A 16,583-nucleotide genomic window follows, 5' to 3' on the forward strand; every position below is an offset into this window, starting at 1 on the left:
GGAACTACTCCTTCTTCGCAGAGTTCGTGGGGGTCCGAGATCGGTCAGACGACGCGCGTTCGTAGTCGGCGTCGTCCTCCGCCTGCCAGCAATGCACCGTGTGGGAATCCCGGATGCTGCGGAACAGGGGGAGGTCTTCAGAGGTGCACTTCGGCATGGCCACGGGGCACCTGTCCGCGAATCGGCAGCCCCGGATGTCCGACGTGTTGTCGACCGGTCTCGAATCTGCGATCGGCTCGTGCGTCGGCTTCCCGGAGCCCTTGTACCGGGCGGGATCGGGAGCGGCGCTCAGCAGCAGCTTCGTGTACGGATGCACCGGCGCGGAGATGATCGACTCAGTGCTGCCCGCTTCGATGATCTTTCCGCCATACATCACGTTGATGCGGTCGGAGAGGTATCGCGCGCTCGCGATGTCATGCGTGATGTACAGGACCGCGACCTTCTCGGACTCCCGCAGGTCGCTGAGCAGGTTGAGCACATCGAGGCGGATCGAGGCGTCGAGCATGGAGGTCGGTTCGTCCGCGAGCAGCACCTTCGGGTTCACTGCGAGAGCACGGGCGATGGCAACGCGCTGACGCTGTCCGCCGGACAGATCTGTCGGATAGCGGTCGAGATATCGAGAAGTGGGGGTCATGTTGGCTCGCTCGAGGAGCTCTGCGGCGCGCGCCCGGATTCCTGCCCGTCCCAGCCGAGGGAAGTGGATCTTCACGACGCGCGAGATGATGGTTCGGATCTTCTTGAGCCCATTGAGAGACGCGAAGGGATCTTGGTAGATGAGCTGCACGTTGCGGTAGTACGCCCGCTCGGCGCGTCCTCCACGGACTCGGATGGGTGTTCCGTCGTACAGCAGCTCCCCGCTCGTTGGCCGGTAGATGAGTGCGAACAGCCGAGCGATCGTGGTCTTTCCGGAACCGGACTCGCCCACGAGCGCGCTGATCTGCCCGGGGTAGAGGGCGAGGTCGACGCCGTCGAGAGCGCGGATCGTCACGGCCCGACCATGGCTGTCGGTGCCGTGGAAGTGCACGTGCACGTCACGAGCTTCCAGGACGGGCACTTCGTCGTCGTCGGGCCTTCCGAGGCTGCGTCGCGAACAATCCTCCTGCCCGCGAGCAAGCTCGGGGACGGGACTGCGGTGTGCGGGCGAAGTCATGCGCTCTCCCCTCCCTCCGGTGCGTGGTCGCCCGAAGCGGCGGCCTGCTGACGCGCACGTTCGGCCTCGTCGAGCTCGCCGTTCGTGATGAAGCATGCGCTGCGCCCTTGGGGGATCTCGCGCAGCTCCGGGGGCCGCTCATGGCAGACGGGCATGGCGAGCTCGCAGCGTGGGGCGAATGCGCAGCCCGACGGAAGGTCGAGCAGGTCCGGCGGGGATCCGGGGATGCCCGAGAGACGCCGGACCGGTTCCGACAGCGGGGGGAACGCGCGGCGCAGCGCCCGCGTGTACGGATGCTTCGCGTCGTGATGGAGTCGCGCTGCCGTCCCCACCTCGACGATCTTCCCCCCGTACATGATCGCGATCCGGTCGGAGATCTCGAGCAGCAGGGAGAGGTCGTGGGTCACGAAGACGACGGCGAAGCCGAGACGCTCCTGGGCGGCGAGCACCTGGTCCAGGATCTGGCGCTGCATGACGACGTCGACGGCCGTGGTGGGTTCATCCATGAGCACCAGGTCCGGGTCGCAGGCGAGCGATAGGGCGATGAGGGCTCGCTGCTGCATGCCGCCCGAGAGCTGGAACGGGAAGGCGGTCAGCCGGTCGCGGCTGATGCCGACCATGGTCAGCAGGTCACCGGCCTGCGCCAGGGCCTCCTTCTCACCCAGGCGGGGGTCGTGGGTCCGGATGACGTCGGTGAACTGCTCTCCGAGGCGGATCACCGGGTTCAGGCTCGCCATGGCGGACTGCATGACCACGGAGACCTTCGTCCAGCGGTAGGGCGCGAGCTCCTCCTCGTCGAGGACTGCGAGGTCGACGGGAGGCTCGTCGCCCCCGGGGTGGTACCAGATCGAGCCCGCGCTCGTGGCGGCGGGCATGCGCTGCAGTCGTCCGAGGGCGTTGAGCAAGGTGGACTTCCCGCTCGCCGACTCGCCGGCGACCCCGAGGATCTCGCCGCGCTTGAGCGTCAGGTCGATCTCATCGCAGGCACGGATGTTCCCTGCCTCGGTCACGTAGTCGACGGACAGGCCGCGGACGTCCAGAAGGATGGGCGATCTGTCGAGCCGGTCGAGGATCTGGGCCTCGGTCTCCTTGTTCTGGGGGACGGTGAGGGTCATCGCACAGCCACCTCCTGGGGGGCCTGCGCAGCGGTCCGGCGTGCCTTGTCACGCAGGAAGATGCGCATGAGCTTCATCCGCTTGCTGGAGAGCGTGGGGTTGGTGATCTCGTCGAGACCGAAGTTGACCATCGTGGTCGCGAAGCCGATGAGGCACAGCGCGAGGCCCGGTGGGACGAACCACCACCAGAGGCCGCGGAAGAGCGCGTTCTGGGTCATCGCCCAGTTGATCATGAGGCCCCAGGACGGCTCCGAGGGGTTGCCGATGCCGAGGAAGGCGAGAGCGGCCTGCTGGTTGACTCCTGCGGCGATGAGGCCGAGGAACAGCGGGGAGATCACTCCGAGCAGGTGGGGCATGACCTCGACGAGGATGATGCGGGCACGGGATTCGCCGACGGTGCGCAGGGCGGTCGTGAAGTCCCGGCCGCGCAGGCTCATGGTCTGAGCGCGGATCTGGCGCGCGCCGCCGGACCATTCGATCCCGCCGATGACGATCGAGACGAGCAGCCAGTTCGCGTTCTGGAACGCGGCGGCGACGATGAACAGCAGCGCGAATGTCGGGAAGTTTCCGAATACCAGGATCGCGCCGTTGAGGATCTTGTCCGCCAGGCCGCCGGAGAACCCGGCCCATGCGCCGATCACGATGGTCAGAACCGTGCCGATGATCGCGGACGCGAATCCGACCAGCATCGAGGTCCGGGTGCCGTGGAGCATCCAGGACAGGACGTCCTGTCCCTGGCTGGTGGTGCCCAGCCAGTGCGTGGAGTCGGGAGGGCCACCGGTGAGGTGCTGGTAGTCGACGTCCTGGGGTGACATCGCCAGGACGGTGCTGCTGAACCAGGGCCCGAAGATCGCGACGAGGGTGAAGACCGCGATGATGGCGAGGCCGATCTGCACCTTGCCGATGAGGAGAAAGCGCTTCAGCATGTCAGTTCGCCTCCCGGGTGCGCGGATCGAGCAGGACGTAGACGGAATCCGCGATGAAGTTGAAGAGAAGGGAGGCGAAGATGACCATGAGCATGACGCCCTGCATGATGGGGTAGTCGCGGGCGGCTTGCGCGCCGGTCAGGAGCGAGCCGATGCCCGGGTAGATGAACACGGTCTCGGCGAGGATGACTGCGGTGAGCGCTCCGCCCATGCTCTGCGCGAGCCCGGTGAAGTTGGGCAGCAGGGCATTGCGAGCGGCGTAGCGGTTGCGGATGCGGTTCTGTGCCAGGCCCTTGGCGCGGGCGAGCTGGACGTAGTCCTCATTGACGGTCGTGATCATCATGTTGCGCATCGAGAAGAGCCAGCGCGCAAAGCCGACGATGATCAGGGTGAAGAAGGGCAGCGCCCCGTGGTGCAGGACGGAGAGCAGGAACGACGGGCTCAGCAGATCGATGTCCAGGGAGTTGTCGTAGGCGCCTTGGTTCGGGAACCAGCCATGGGTGTAGGCGAAGTACCAGACGATCAGCAGGCCGAGCCAGAAAGCCGGGATCGAGCTGAAGAACATCGAGACCGGAGTGACGATCGCATCGAGCCGGCGTCCGGGCTTCCAGCCGAGCCGCGCGCCGAGGTAGGTCCCGACGATCCAGCCGAGGATCGTCGAGAAGATGGCCAGATAGAGAGTCCAGGGCAGGGCCTTTCCGATCATCTCCGTGACGGTGATCGGGTAGTACTGCGCGGACACTCCGAGGTCACCCTTGAAGAGCTGCGAGATGTAATCCCAGAACTGCAGGGCGAGAGGGCGGTCGGGATCGCCATAGCGGGCCTTGATGAGGCGGGTCTGGTAGCCCGAGGGCGGTGCACCGGTCCGGTTGGTGATCTCACGGATCATCTGTGTCGCCGGATCTCCCGGCATGAATCGCGGAAGAATGAAGTTCAACAGCACGCTGGCAATGGCCACGACGGCGTAGAGCGCGAGGCGCTGACCGAGGAACGAGAGACCTGCGAGTCGCCCGGTCCACGTCCGGCGGGGACGGCGCATTTCGTCGGATCTCGTGTCGGACGGTGCGTCGGCGCCGGGCGGAGGACCCGCGGGCGCCGGAGCATCCGGAACGGCAGAACCGGTCATGATCACCACCTTGTGAAAAGGACGCTCCGCGACTCCGGCGCAGTCGTCGTGACTGGTTGTCCTGCGTCACTATAGCGCTTAAGCTCAGGCGCATCGTGCGCCGCTGCCGAGGTCGACCTTCCGGGCGGCCGGGCGCGGGTGTGCGTGCCTCCCTCTGACCTGGAGGGACGGTGGAAGCGCCGGGCTCGAGCCCGGAAGTGAACGGAGGACACCGATGTCAGCATCCGCATCTCGCCGCACATTCATCACCGGAGCGGGAGCCGTCGCGGCCGCGACCCTCGGCGCGGGCTCGGCCGCGGCTGCTCCGCCTGAGCACTCGCAGGGCACCGGGGCGGGGGAGGGGGTCACAGGGCGCGGAAGCATGCCCGACCATGCGCAGCGTCCGGCCCCGGCCTCCGGGAAGGTGCTGCCGGAGCTCGCCCCGCCGCTCGAGTTCGCCTACTTCCGTACGTGGCACGATCGGGCCGTGGACCCTGCGCGCCCCAACAGCTTCGCGGACGTTCCGCCGGAGATCGATGTGGTCTTCGTCTTCCCTGACTACACCCCTGACGACAGTCCTTTCTGGGCCACGCTGCGTGACGAGTACGTCCCTCACCTGCATGCGCAGGGCACCCGGGTCGTGCGGACGGTCGATATCGGCGCGATCCTGGACCCCGCCGTCCCGGCGACGCCGGAGGGATTCCGAGCCCACGCGGAGCATCTCGTGGCGACGCTCGTCGATGCCTGCGGGCTCGACGGGTTGGACGTCGACATGGAGCGCACGCTGAGCGAGGCCGAGACGGCCCGCGCGAGCGGCGTGTTCCGCGAGCTCGCGCGGCTGATCGGGCCGCTCAGCGGGACGGGCAAGCTGTTCATCTACGACACGAACCGCGACGGCTCCGTGCCGCTGTTCCGGCAGGCGGCCGACTGCTTCGATTTCGTGCTCGTCCAGTCCTATGGGCGGTCGCTCTCCTCTCTGCAGGGCACCTGGGACAGCTTCGCGGGGCAGATCGACCCAGCCCAGTACCTCATCGGGTTCTCCTTCTACGAGGAGCGCTCGACGAACCTCTGGGGTGATGCCGAGGAGCCGTTCGAGACCTCGCGCGCCGCCGCGTACGCGGACTGGCAGCCGGCCGGGGAGACGAAGGGGGGAATCTTCTCGTATGCCGTGGATCGGGACGGAGTCGCCGAGGGTGACGACGAGATCCGACGCACGGACTACAGCTGGTCGATCCGGCTCAAGGAGCGGATGCTGGCGGGGAGCTGAGCGCATCCGACCGCCGGACGACCTACGGGTTGGCTGATCATGCACTGAGCTGTATATAGTTGCTCCATGGATGCTCAGCCCCTCGTCGGTGACTCGTCGCGCCCCCTCTCCGCCTCCGGAGGAGGGGGCGCGCGTCCCCGCGTCGCGATCGTCGGCGCCTCCGGCTACGCCGGGGGAGAGACGCTGCGCCTGCTCGCGGACCACCCGGCCCTCGAGGTCGCGACCCTGGCCGCCCACTCGAGCGCCGGGAAGCGGCTGTCCGAGGTCGCACCGCACATCGACCTGGGCCGCGACCCGGAGCTGGTCCCGTCGGACGTGGAGAACCTGCGCGGGCACGACGTCGTCGTCCTGGCCCTGCCGCACGGGCAGTCCGGCGCCCTGGCCGCGCAGCTGCGCGCGGAGGATCCGGACGTCCTCGTCGTGGACCTCGGGGCGGACCATCGGCTCGAGAGCGCCGAGGACTGGGCGGAGTACTACCGCAGCGAGCACTCGGGCACCTGGACCTACGGCATGCCCGAGCTCCCGCTGCACGACGGCCCGGGCGGCGCCGCGCGCCAGCGGGACCTGCTGCGCACCGCCCGCGAGATCGCCGTCCCCGGCTGCAACGCCACCGCCGTCTCCCTGGCCCTGGTCCCGCTGGTGCGGGCGGGACTGGTGGACCCCTCGGCCCTGGCGGCCGTCCTGCCCGTGGGGTACTCCGGGGCGGGACGCTCGGCCAAGCAGCACCTGCTGCTCTCCGAGGCCGCCGGCGGCGCCGTGCCCTACGGCGTCGGCGGCACGCACCGGCACATCCCCGAGATCCTCCAGAACGTGCGTCGCGCCTCCGGCGTGGCGGACGCCCGGCTCACGTTCACGCCGGTCCTGGTCCCGATGAGCCGCGGCATCCTCGCCGTGGCCACGGCCCCTGCCCTCGAGGGCATCGGGCAGGACGAGGTGCTGGCCGCGCTGCACGCCGACTACGCCGACGAGCACTTCATCACCGTGCTGCCCGCGGGCTCGTTCCCCTCGACCCAGCAGGTCACCGGGGCGAACACCGTGCGCATCGGCGCCACGGTCGACCGCCGCAGCGGCGTGGTGACCGTGATCAGCGCGATCGACAACCTCGTCAAGGGCACCGCGGGCGCCGCGGTCCAGTCCCTGAACCTCGCCCTGGGCCTGCCCGAGGGCACCGGACTGACCCGCGCCGCCCTGGCTCCCTGAGCCCGGCCCCCGAACCCGCCGTCTCCCGCCCCGTCCCCTCGGAGGATCTCCATGTCCATCACCGCCCCCCAGGGCTTCCGCGCCGTCGGCGTCGCCGCCGGCATCAAGGCCGCCCCGAAGCTCGATCTCGCCCTCGTCGTCAACGACGGCCCGCTGGACGTGGCCGCCGGCGTCTTCACCACCAACCGCGTGCAGGCCGCGCCGGTGGTCTGGTCCCGCCAGGCCGTGGCCGACGGCCGCGCCCGCGCGGTGATCCTCAACTCCGGCGGGGCCAACGCCTGCACCGGCCCCGAGGGCTTCGCCGACTCCCACCGCACGGCCGAGCACGTCGCCGAGCTGCTCGAGGTCTCCGCCCAGGACGTCCTGGTCGCCTCGACGGGCCTGATCGGGGAGCGCCTGCCGATGGACGCGCTGCTCGAGGGCGCGCGCACGGCCGCGGGGGCGCTCGCCGCCGGTCCTGCGGCCGATGATTCCGCCGCCCGCGCGATCATGACCACCGACACCGTCCCGAAGCAGGCCTCCGCCACCACCGCCTCCGGCGTCGTGGTCGGCGGGATCGCCAAGGGCGCGGGCATGCTCGCCCCGCAGCTGGCGACCATGCTCGTGGTGCTGACCACCGACGCGGTGATCAGCGCGGAGGCCGCCGATGCCGCCCTGCGCGAGGCCACCCGCACCACCTTCGACCGGGTGGACTCCGATGCCTGCATGTCCACCAACGACACGGTGCTGCTGCTGGCCTCCGGGGCGAGCGGCATCGAGCCCGGCGCCGAGGAGCTCGCCGACGCCGTCCGCGCCGTCTCCGCGGATCTCGCCCGCCAGCTCGTGGCCGATGCCGAGGGCGCCAGCCACGACGTGCACGTCGTGGTGACCTCCGCGACCTCGGAGGCCGCGGCGCTCGCCGTCGCCCGCGAGATCGCCCGCTCCAACCTCGTCAAGGCCGCGATCTTCGGCAACGACCCCAACTGGGGGCGCATCGTCGCCGCCGCCGGCTGCGTCCCCGAGGACGTCGCCCCCTTCGACCCGGCCGCTCTCGCCGTGAGCGTGAACGGCGTGCAGGTCAGCCTGGGCGGGGGCGTCGGCGAGCCCCGCGAGAGCGTGGACATGACCCCGCGCGAGTGCCTCATCGAGGTCGACCTCGGCGCGGGCGATGCCACCGCGGACATCTGGACCAACGACCTCACCCACGACTACGTCGAAGAGAACAGCGCCTACTCCTCATGAGCACCGACGCCCCCACGCCGCCGATGGCCGGCAAGAACCCCCTGGCCCAGCTCGACGACGCCCGCACGCAGGCGCGCGAGAAGTCCGAGGTCCTCATCGAGGCCCTGCCCTGGATGCAGCGCTTCCGCGACCGCATCGTGGTGGTGAAGTACGGCGGCAACGCCATGATCGACGACGAGCTGCGCCGCGCCTTCGCCGCGGACATGGTCTTCATGCGCTCGGCCGGAATCCATGTGGTCGTCGTCCACGGCGGCGGCCCGCAGATCACCGGCATGCTCGAGCGGGTCGGCAAGAACAGCGAGTTCCGCGGAGGGCTGCGGGTGACCGACGCCGAGACGATGGACATCGTCCGGATGGTCCTCGTGGGGCAGGTGGGGCGCGAGCTGGTGGGTCTGATCAACCAGCACGGCCCCTACGCCATCGGCATGTCCGGCGAGGACGCCCGGCTGTTCTCCGCGGTCCGCCGCGGCACCGTGGTCGACGGCGAGGACGTCGACCTCGGCCATGTGGGCGCCGTGACCGATGTGCGCCCCGGCTCCATCCGGGACCTGCTGGACGCCGGCCGCATCCCGGTGATCTCCTCGATCGCCCCGGAGATCGGCGCCGACGGCGTCCCCACCGGCGAGGTCCTGAACATCAACGCCGATCTCGCCGCGGCCGCGATCGCGCAGGGCCTGGACGCGGAGAAGCTCGTCGTCCTCACCGACGTCGAGGGGCTGTACGCGCAGTGGCCCGACCGGTCCTCGCTGATCCACGAGATCGCGGCGGCGGAGCTGCGGGACATGCTGCCCTCGCTCACCGCCGGGATGATCCCCAAGGCCGAGGCGCTGCTGTCCGCGGTGGACGCGGGCGTGCGCACGGCCGCCATGATCGACGGCCGCATCGAGCACGCCGTGCTGCTGGAGGTCTTCACCACCGAAGGCGTGGGAACGATGGTCAGGAGGGACGACTATGTCTGAGCAGAGCACCGCCCCCGAGCAGGGCGCCCCGTCCGCGCAGGGCGCCCCGTCCGAGCCGGGCGCCGCGACCTCCGGCACGGGCATCGCCGACCGCTACCGCGAGGCGATGATCCCCGTCTTCGGCACGCCCCAGCGGGTGCTGGTGCGCGGCGAGGGCGTGCACGTCTGGGACGACGAGGGCCGTCAGTACCTCGACCTGCTCGGCGGGATCGCCGTGAACGCGCTGGGCCACGGCCATCCCGCCCTGGTCTCCGCGATCACCAAGCAGGCCGAGACCCTCGCCCACGTCTCCAACGTCTTCGCCTCCGCCCCGCAGGTCGAGCTCGCCGAGAAGCTCCTGCGCCTGGCCGATGCCCCGGACGGCTCGGGCGTGTTCTTCGCGAACTCGGGCGCCGAGGCCAACGAGGCCGCGTTCAAGATCGCGCGCCGCACCGGGCGGCCGCGGATCATCGCTCTCGAGAACGCCTTCCACGGCCGCACCCTGGGCGCTCTCGCGCTGACCCACAAGGAGGCCTACCGGGCACCCTTCGCGCCGCTGCCGGGCGGGGTCGAATGGCTCCCGGCCGGGGACGTCGAGGCGCTGCGCGCCGCCCTCGCCCCCGGCGACGTCGCCGCGGTCTTCGCCGAGCCCATCCAGGGTGAGGCCGGGGTCCGCCCGCTGGGCGCCGACTATCTGCGCGCCCTGCGCGAGCTCACCCGGGAGGCCGGCACCCTGCTGGTGCTGGACGAGATCCAGACCGGCATCGGCCGCACCGGGCGCTGGTTCGCCCACCAGGGCGTGCCCGGCGTGGTGCCCGACGTCATGACGCTGGCCAAGGGGCTCGGCGGCGGCTTCCCCATCGGCGCCGCGATCGCCTTCGGCCCCGAGGTGCGCGGGCTGCTCACCGCCGGGCAGCACGGCACCACCTTCGGCGGGAACCCGCTGGGCGCCGCCACCGCCCTGGCCGTCCTCGGCACGATCGAGGAGGAGGGCCTGCTCGAGCACGTCCGCGCCACCGGCGAGGCGCTGGTGCGCGGGATCGACGCGCTCGAGGACCCGCGGATCCTCGGCGTGCGCGGCGAGGGCCTGCTGCGCGGGGTGATGCTCGCCGAGCCCCTGGCCCCGCAGGTCCTGCAGGCCGCCCTCGAGGCCGGGTTCATCATCAACGCCCCCGAGCCGACCACGCTGCGCCTCGCGCCGCCCCTGATCATCACCGCCGAGGAGCTCGGCACGTTCGTCGCGGCGCTGCCCGCGCTGCTGGACCGCGCCGAGCAGCTCGCCGGCGCCGAAGAAGGGAACTGAGATGCCCCGTCACTTCCTGCGGGACGACGACCTCGCACCGGCCGAGCAGAAGGAGGTTCTGGCCCTCGCCCTCGCGCTGTCCCAGGACCGCTTCGCCGCGCGCCCCCTGGAGGGGCCGCGCACCGTCGCGATCATCTTCGACAAGTCCTCCACCCGCACCCGGGTCTCCTTCGCCACGGGCGTCGCCGAGCTCGGCGGCAGCCCGCTGGTGCTGGACGCCGTCTCGAGCCAGATGGGCCGCGGCGAGTCGATCGCCGACACCGCGCGGGTCCTGACCCGGCAGGTCTCCGCGATCGTGTGGCGCACCTTCGGCCAGGAGCGCATCGAGGAGATGGCCGCGCACGCGAGCGTCCCCGTCGTCAACGCCCTGACCGACGAGTTCCACCCCTGCCAGATCCTCGCGGACCTGCAGACCATCGCCCAGCACACCGGCGGGCTCGCCGACGGCGAGGCCGCGCTCGCCGGGCGCTCGATGGCCTACCTCGGCGACGGGGCGAACAACATGGCGCACTCCTACCTGCTGGGCGGCGCGACCGCCGGCATGGACGTGCGCGTGGCCGCCCCGGCCTCCCACCTGCCCGATCCGGCCGTGGTGGCGCGCGCCGAGGAGATCGCCGCCGCGACCGGCGGATCGGTGCTCCTCACCCAGGACGTGCGCGAGGCCGTGGCCGGCGCGAGCGCCGTCATCACCGACACCTGGGTGTCGATGGGCCAGGAGGGCGAGGACGGCCGCGGCGAGGAGACCTTCGCCCCGTACCAGGTCACCGAGGAGCTCATGGAGCTCTCCGGCGGGATCTTCCTGCACTGCCTGCCCGCCTACCGCGGCAAGGAGGTCGAGGCCTCCGTGATCGACGGCTCGCGCTCGGTGGTGTGGGACGAGGCGGAGAACCGGCTGCACGCGCAGAAGGCGCTGCTGACCTGGCTGCTCGAGCACCCCGATGCCGGGACCGCCGCGCATGCGGTCCCCGGGGACGCCCGACGATGACCGAGCAGCCGCGCACGAAGACCTCCCGCCAGCAGCGCATCATCGACCTGCTGGAGCGCGGGGAGGTCTCCTCGCAGGCGCAGCTGGCCGACCTCCTCGCCGAACAGGGGATCGAGGTCACCCAGGCCACCCTGTCGCGGGATCTCGTGGAGCTGCGGGCCGACAAGGTCCGCGGCTCCTCCGGGGCCCTCGTCTACCGGGTCCCGCCGGAGGGACCGGACGTCCGGCCCGGCCGGACCCCGCTGACCTCCGAGCATCTCGGGGCGCGCCTGCCCCGCCTGGCGGAGGACCTGCTCGTCTCGGCCGAGGCGAGCGGTAACCTCGTGGTCGTCCGCACGCCCCCCGGTGCGGCGCAGTTCTTCGCCTCCGCGGTGGACCGGTCCGTCATCCCTGACGTGCTCGGCACCATCGCCGGCGACGACACCATCATGCTCATCACCCGCAGCGTGGACGGCGGCGCCCGCCTCGCCGACCGCCTCCTCGAGCTGGCCTCCGGCCGGCGCGAGTCCCTGCACGACCCCCAGACCTCCAAGGAGAACTCATGACCGAACGTATCGTCCTCGCCTACTCGGGGGGCCTGGACACCTCCGTCGCCATCGGCTGGATCCACGACGCGACCGGCGCCGACGTCATCGCCTGCGCGGTTGACGTGGGCCAGGGCGGGGAGGACCTCGAGGTCATCCGCCAGCGCGCCCTGGACTGCGGCGCCGTCGAGGCGTACGTGGCCGACGCCCGCGACGAGTTCGCCGACGAGTACTGCATGCCCGCACTCAAGGCGAACGCCCTGTACATGGACGCCTACCCGGTCGTCTCGGCGATCTCCCGCCCGGTGATCACCAAGCACCTGGTCAAGGCCGCCAAGAAGTACGGCGCGACCACCGTCGCCCACGGCTGCACCGGCAAGGGCAACGACCAGGTCCGCTTCGAGGTCTCCATCACTTCGCTGGCGCCGGAGCTGAAGTGCATCGCCCCCGTGCGCGACCTGGCCCTGACCCGCGACCGCGCCATCGAGTACGCCGAGCGCAAGAACCTGCCGATCGCCACCACCAAGCACAACCCCTTCTCGATCGACCAGAACGTGTGGGGACGCGCCATCGAGACCGGCTTCCTCGAGGACATCTGGAACGAGCCGACCAAGGACGTCTTCAACTACACCGACGACCCGGCCTTCCCGCCGGTCGCCGACGAGGTCGTCATCTCCTTCGAGCGCGGCGTGCCCGTCGCGATCGACGGCCGCCCCGTCAGCGCCCTCGAGGCGATCCAGGAGCTCAACCGCCGCGCCGGCGCCCAGGGCATCGGCCGTATCGACATCGTCGAGGACCGCCTGGTGGGCATCAAGTCCCGCGAGGTCTACGAGGCGCCGGGCGCGATGACCCTCATCGCCGCGCACCAGGAGCTCGAGCGCGTCACCCTCGAGCGCGAGCAGGCCCGCTTCAAGCGCCAGGTCGGCGACCGCTGGACCGAGCTCGTCTACGACGGCCAGTGGTTCTCCCCGCTGAAGAAGTCCCTGGACTCCTTCATCGAGGACACCCAGCGCTACGTGAACGGCGACATCCGCATGTCCCTGCACGGAGGCCGCGCCACCGTCACGGGCCGCCGCTCCGAGACCGGTCTGTACGACTTCTCGCTGGCGACCTACGACGAGGGCGACACCTTCGACCAGTCCCAGGCCCGCGGGTTCATCGAGATCTACGGCCTGGCCGCCAAGCAGGCCGCGGCGCGCGACGTCGCCCTCGGCAACGGCGAGGACCTCGGCTCGGAGGACGAGGCGTGAGCACCCCGGACGGGCAGGCCCCCGCGGCGGGCGCCGGCGCGCCCGCGCAGGCCGCCACCGGCGCGGAGCGCCTCGCCCTGTGGGGCGGCCGCTTCGGCTCCGGCCCGGCGGCGGCGCTGGCGGCCCTGTCGGTCTCCACGCACTTCGACTGGCGCCTGGCCCAGTACGACATCCGCGGCTCGCGCGCCCATGCGGACGTGCTGCACGCCGCGGGTCTGCTCAGCGACGACGAGCTGGCCGGCATGCAGGACGCCCTGCAGCGCCTGGCGGCCGATGTCGCCTCCGGCGCCTTCGCGGCCGACCCCGACGACGAGGACGTGCACACCGCCCTCGAGCGGGGGCTCATCGAGCGGGCCGGCGCGGAGCTCGGCGGCAAGCTGCGGGCGGGCCGGTCGCGCAACGACCAGATCGCCACGCTGATCCGGCTGTTCGTGCGCGACCAGGCGCGCAGCATCGGCGCCCAGGTGCTCGACCTGGTCGACGTGCTGCAGGCGCGCGCGGTGGAGGTCCACGGCGCGCCGATGCCGGGGCGCACCCACCTCCAGCATGCGCAGCCGGTGCTGCTGAGCCATCACCTGCTCGCCCATGCCTGGCCGCTGCTGCGCGACGTCGAGCGCCTGCGGGACCTCGATCGCCGTGCGGCGATCTCCCCCTACGGATCCGGGGCGCTGGCCGGCAGCTCGCTGGGGCTGGACCCGGAGGCCGTCGCCTCCTCGCTGGGCTTCGACGGCAGCGTGTGGAACTCGATCGACGGCACCGCCTCGCGGGACATCGCGGCGGAGTTCTCCTTCGTGCTGACGATGATCGGCATCGACCTCTCCCGCCTGGCGGAGGAGATCATCCTGTGGAACACCAAGGAGTTCTCGTTCATCACCCTGGACGACTCCTTCTCCACGGGCTCCTCGATCATGCCGCAGAAGAAGAACCCGGACATCGCCGAGCTCGCCCGCGGCAAGGCGGGGCGCATCATCGGCGATCACGTCGGGCTGCTGGGCACCCTCAAGGCGCTGCCGCTCGCGTACAACCGGGATCTGCAGGAGGACAAGGAGCCGATCTTCGACCAGGTCGACTCGCTGGACCTGGTGCTCCCGGCCTTCACGGGCATGGTCGCCACGCTCACCTTCCATCTCGAGGAGATGGCCGCGCGGGCCCCGCAGGGCTTCTCGCTGGCCACGGACATCGCCGAGCATCTCGTGCGCCGCGGCGTCGCCTTCCGCGACGCCCACGAGATCTCGGGGGCGTGCGTGCGCGTGGCGGAGGAGCAGGGCACGGAGCTGTGGGACCTGAGCGACGAGGAGTTCGCGCAGATCTCGGAGCACCTGGACGCCTCCGTGCGCACCGTGCTCAGCGTGGACGGGTCCATCGCCTCGCGCGATGCGAAGGGCGGCACCGCCCCGGCCCGCGTCGCCGAGCAGGAGGACGCCGTGCGCCTGGCCTCGACCAACCTGCGCTCCTTCGCCGGGGCGTCGCCGCAGGCCTGAGCGCCGGCCTGGGCGGGATCCGCGCGGACAGCGCGTGCCTGGCACAATGACGGGGAGCCGATGAGCATCGGCTCCCCGTCCCCGCATCCGGGGCTCGGCGCCCCTCCTGCAGAAGGACATGATCGATGACATCCATCCTGGACGAGCTCTCCTGGCGAGGACTCGTGGTGCAGTCCACCGGGCTCGAGGCGCTCGGCACGGCACTCGCGGATGGACCGGTCAGCCTGTACTGCGGCTTCGACCCGACCGCCGCCTCCCTGCACGTCGGGCACCTGACCCAGGTGCTGACCATGCGGCGCTTCCAGCTCGCGGGGCATCGGCCCTACGCCCTGGTGGGCGGCGCGACCGGCCTCATCGGCGACCCGCGCATGTCGGGGGAGCGGGTCCTGAACGACCCCTCGATCGTGGCCGGCTGGGTCGACGGGCTGCGCGACCAGATCTCCCGCTTCCTGGACCTCGAGGGGCCCAGCGGGGTGCAGATGGTCAACAACCTCGACTGGATCGGGCAGATGAGCGCGCTCGAGTTCCTCCGGGACATGGGCAAGAACTTCCGCATGGGCACGATGCTCGCCAAGGAGACGGTCGCCCGCCGTCTCGCGAGCGAGGAGGGCATCAGCTACACCGAGTTCAGCTACCAGGTGCTGCAGGGCATCGACTTCCTCGAGCTGTACCGCCGCCACGGCGTGACGCTGCAGTACGGGGGCAACGACCAGTGGGGCAACCTGCTCTCCGGCGTCGAGCTGATCCACAAGACGGAGGGCGTCAGCGCTCACGCCCTGACCACGCCGCTGGTCACCAAGGCCGACGGCACCAAGTTCGGCAAGAGCGAGGGCGGCGCCGTCTGGCTCGATGCCGAGCTGACCAGCCCATACGCCTTCCACCAGTTCTGGCTGAACGCGGCCGATGCGGACGTCGTGAAATACCTGCGGTACTTCACCTTCCGCGACCGGGAGGACATCGCCCGACTCGAGGCCGCGACCGAGGCCGAGCCGCACCGGCGCGCCGCGCAGCGCGCCCTGGCCGACGACCTCACGACCCTCGTCCACGGCGAGGCCGCGACCGCGCAGGCCACCGCCGCGGCGGCCGTCCTGTTCGGCAAGGGCGACGTGCGCGAGCTCGACGAGCCCACCGTCCTCGCCATCGGCCGGGAGCTGGGCATCGTCGACGTCGCCGGGACCACCACCCTGGCCGACGCCTTCGTCGCCACGGGGATCCTGGAGTCCAAGGGCGCCGCACGCCGCGCCGCGAAGGAGGGCGGGCTCTCGATCAACGGCGAGAAGATCGCCGAGTCCGCCCTGGACGGGGAGGTCTCCGCGATCGGCGCGCTGCCCGGGGGGCACCTGCTCCTGCGGCGCGGCAAGAAGAACGCGGCCATGGTCCGTCGCGACGGCTGACCCGGTCCGGTCCGGGCGGGCATTCCCGGTCCACGGCACCCGCTCGCGGCAGCATGGCGCAGACGACGGCGGTCCCTCTCCTGGAGGGGCCGCCGTCGTCCGCATCCGGGCGGATCGAGGGGCGCTGCCGAGGCGCGCCCCGGGGGCGCGGATCCGTGCCGGCGCGCGTCCAGGGGCATCCCGGCACGCTGCGCCGCATCCTTGTGAGGCCGACCTCAGACGTGGGTCACAGGAGCGGGAACACGGAGTTAATGTCGATGCACAAAAACTCCTGACCTGCACAGATGTCGACGGTCGGACTCCGCGGCGGGGCGACAGGGCGGTTTGACGCCGGTGCGCGGCGCCCGTAATGTTTCCTCTTGTCAACGACGAGGGCGGCCAGGAAGGCCCCGAGAGATCCCCAGGATCCGACGGGCACCGAGAGGCCGACCGAGACGGAGACCCGGCCATCTGGCCGGCCGCAGCCGCGGGACGCAGGAGGAACCTGATCGGTTCCGAGTGTGACCCAGGACATGCGGGGCGGAGTTGGACCGGGCCGCGAAACACTGCTAGAGTAGTGACTCGCGTCGGAACGACGATGCAACGCCGAGCGGGAGACCGCAGGCAAGGGCCTTCGGGTCGGACCACGGATGTGGGACGGACCGGATGTGCGCGTGTTGTTTGAAATCTCAATAGTGTGTCTGTTTGTTGATGCCAAATGTTTTGTTTGGCAGTTGACGGATGA

The 16,583-nt window shown here is 70.9% G+C and carries 14 protein-coding genes; 10 read left to right on the forward strand and 4 right to left on the reverse strand.

The features are described 5' to 3' along the window. Positions 1-4: 4 nt before the first annotated feature. From ABD234_RS18550 to ABD234_RS18565, 4 genes are read right to left on the reverse strand one after another with little or no spacing between them, the layout of a single operon-like run. The gene (locus ABD234_RS18550) at positions 5-1,150 is read right to left on the reverse strand and encodes an ABC transporter ATP-binding protein (RefSeq protein ID WP_344359421.1); all 1,146 of its coding nucleotides are present in this window, start codon (positions 1,148-1,150) and stop codon (positions 5-7) included. Then, on the reverse strand, positions 1,147-2,265 hold the full coding sequence (locus tag ABD234_RS18555) for an ABC transporter ATP-binding protein (protein ID WP_344359424.1): 1,119 nt from the start codon (positions 2,263-2,265) through the stop codon (positions 1,147-1,149). The genes ABD234_RS18550 and ABD234_RS18555 overlap by 4 nt, the downstream gene beginning before the upstream one ends. Continuing rightward, positions 2,262-3,191 carry an ABC transporter permease gene (locus ABD234_RS18560; protein WP_038370817.1) on the reverse strand — a complete coding sequence of 310 codons (930 nt, stop codon included), beginning with the start codon at positions 3,189-3,191 and terminating at the stop codon, positions 2,262-2,264. Before ABD234_RS18560 ends, ABD234_RS18555 begins: the two co-directional genes overlap by 4 nt. Position 3,192: 1 nt before the next feature. Then, positions 3,193-4,317 carry an ABC transporter permease gene (locus tag ABD234_RS18565; protein WP_344359429.1) on the reverse strand — a complete coding sequence of 375 codons (1,125 nt, stop codon included), beginning with the start codon at positions 4,315-4,317 and terminating at the stop codon, positions 3,193-3,195. Between the two features lie 361 nt (positions 4,318-4,678). Between ABD234_RS18565 and ABD234_RS18570 the strand changes: the two genes are divergently transcribed. The 10 genes from ABD234_RS18570 (at position 4,679) to tyrS (ending at position 15,859) form a co-directional block, all read left to right on the forward strand. Continuing rightward, complete coding sequence (locus ABD234_RS18570) at positions 4,679-5,563, forward strand: EndoS/ChiA family endoglycosidase (RefSeq protein ID WP_051486503.1); 885 nt, start codon at positions 4,679-4,681, stop codon at positions 5,561-5,563. A 66-nt stretch (positions 5,564-5,629) separates the two neighbouring features. Beyond that, complete coding sequence (gene argC / locus ABD234_RS18575) at positions 5,630-6,763, forward strand: N-acetyl-gamma-glutamyl-phosphate reductase (RefSeq protein ID WP_344359433.1); 1,134 nt, start codon at positions 5,630-5,632, stop codon at positions 6,761-6,763. Positions 6,764-6,814: 51 nt separating this feature from the next. Continuing rightward, on the forward strand, positions 6,815-7,984 hold the full coding sequence (argJ, locus tag ABD234_RS18580; protein ID WP_344359436.1) for a bifunctional glutamate N-acetyltransferase/amino-acid acetyltransferase ArgJ: 1,170 nt from the start codon (positions 6,815-6,817) through the stop codon (positions 7,982-7,984). Next, positions 7,981-8,943 (forward strand): acetylglutamate kinase, encoded by a 963-nt coding sequence (gene argB / locus ABD234_RS18585; protein WP_425546810.1) that lies wholly within the window; start codon positions 7,981-7,983, stop codon positions 8,941-8,943. Before argJ ends, argB begins: the two co-directional genes overlap by 4 nt. Further along, positions 8,936-10,225 (forward strand): acetylornithine transaminase, encoded by a 1,290-nt coding sequence (locus tag ABD234_RS18590; protein ID WP_425546811.1) that lies wholly within the window; start codon positions 8,936-8,938, stop codon positions 10,223-10,225. The genes argB and ABD234_RS18590 overlap by 8 nt, the downstream gene beginning before the upstream one ends. A 1-nt stretch (position 10,226) precedes the next feature. Then, the gene (gene argF / locus ABD234_RS18595) at positions 10,227-11,210 is read left to right on the forward strand and encodes an ornithine carbamoyltransferase (protein WP_344359439.1); all 984 of its coding nucleotides are present in this window, start codon (positions 10,227-10,229) and stop codon (positions 11,208-11,210) included. After that, on the forward strand, positions 11,207-11,755 hold the full coding sequence (locus ABD234_RS18600) for an arginine repressor (RefSeq protein ID WP_038370822.1): 549 nt from the start codon (positions 11,207-11,209) through the stop codon (positions 11,753-11,755). The genes argF and ABD234_RS18600 overlap by 4 nt, the downstream gene beginning before the upstream one ends. Then, complete coding sequence (locus tag ABD234_RS18605; protein WP_038370823.1) at positions 11,752-12,984, forward strand: argininosuccinate synthase; 1,233 nt, start codon at positions 11,752-11,754, stop codon at positions 12,982-12,984. The genes ABD234_RS18600 and ABD234_RS18605 overlap by 4 nt, the downstream gene beginning before the upstream one ends. Beyond that, positions 12,981-14,465: an argininosuccinate lyase gene (argH, locus tag ABD234_RS18610; protein WP_425546812.1), complete on the forward strand. Its 1,485-nt coding sequence runs from the start codon at positions 12,981-12,983 to the stop codon at positions 14,463-14,465. Before ABD234_RS18605 ends, argH begins: the two co-directional genes overlap by 4 nt. 125 nt (positions 14,466-14,590) lie before the next feature. Continuing rightward, entirely contained in the window at positions 14,591-15,859 is a 1,269-nt protein-coding gene (gene tyrS, locus ABD234_RS18615; RefSeq protein ID WP_344359445.1) for a tyrosine--tRNA ligase, read from the forward strand. The last annotated feature ends 724 nt before the right edge of the window (positions 15,860-16,583 follow it).

The organism is Brachybacterium phenoliresistens (assembly GCF_039530785.1).
In the GTDB taxonomy this organism is placed as follows: domain Bacteria; phylum Actinomycetota; class Actinomycetes; order Actinomycetales; family Dermabacteraceae; genus Brachybacterium; species Brachybacterium phenoliresistens.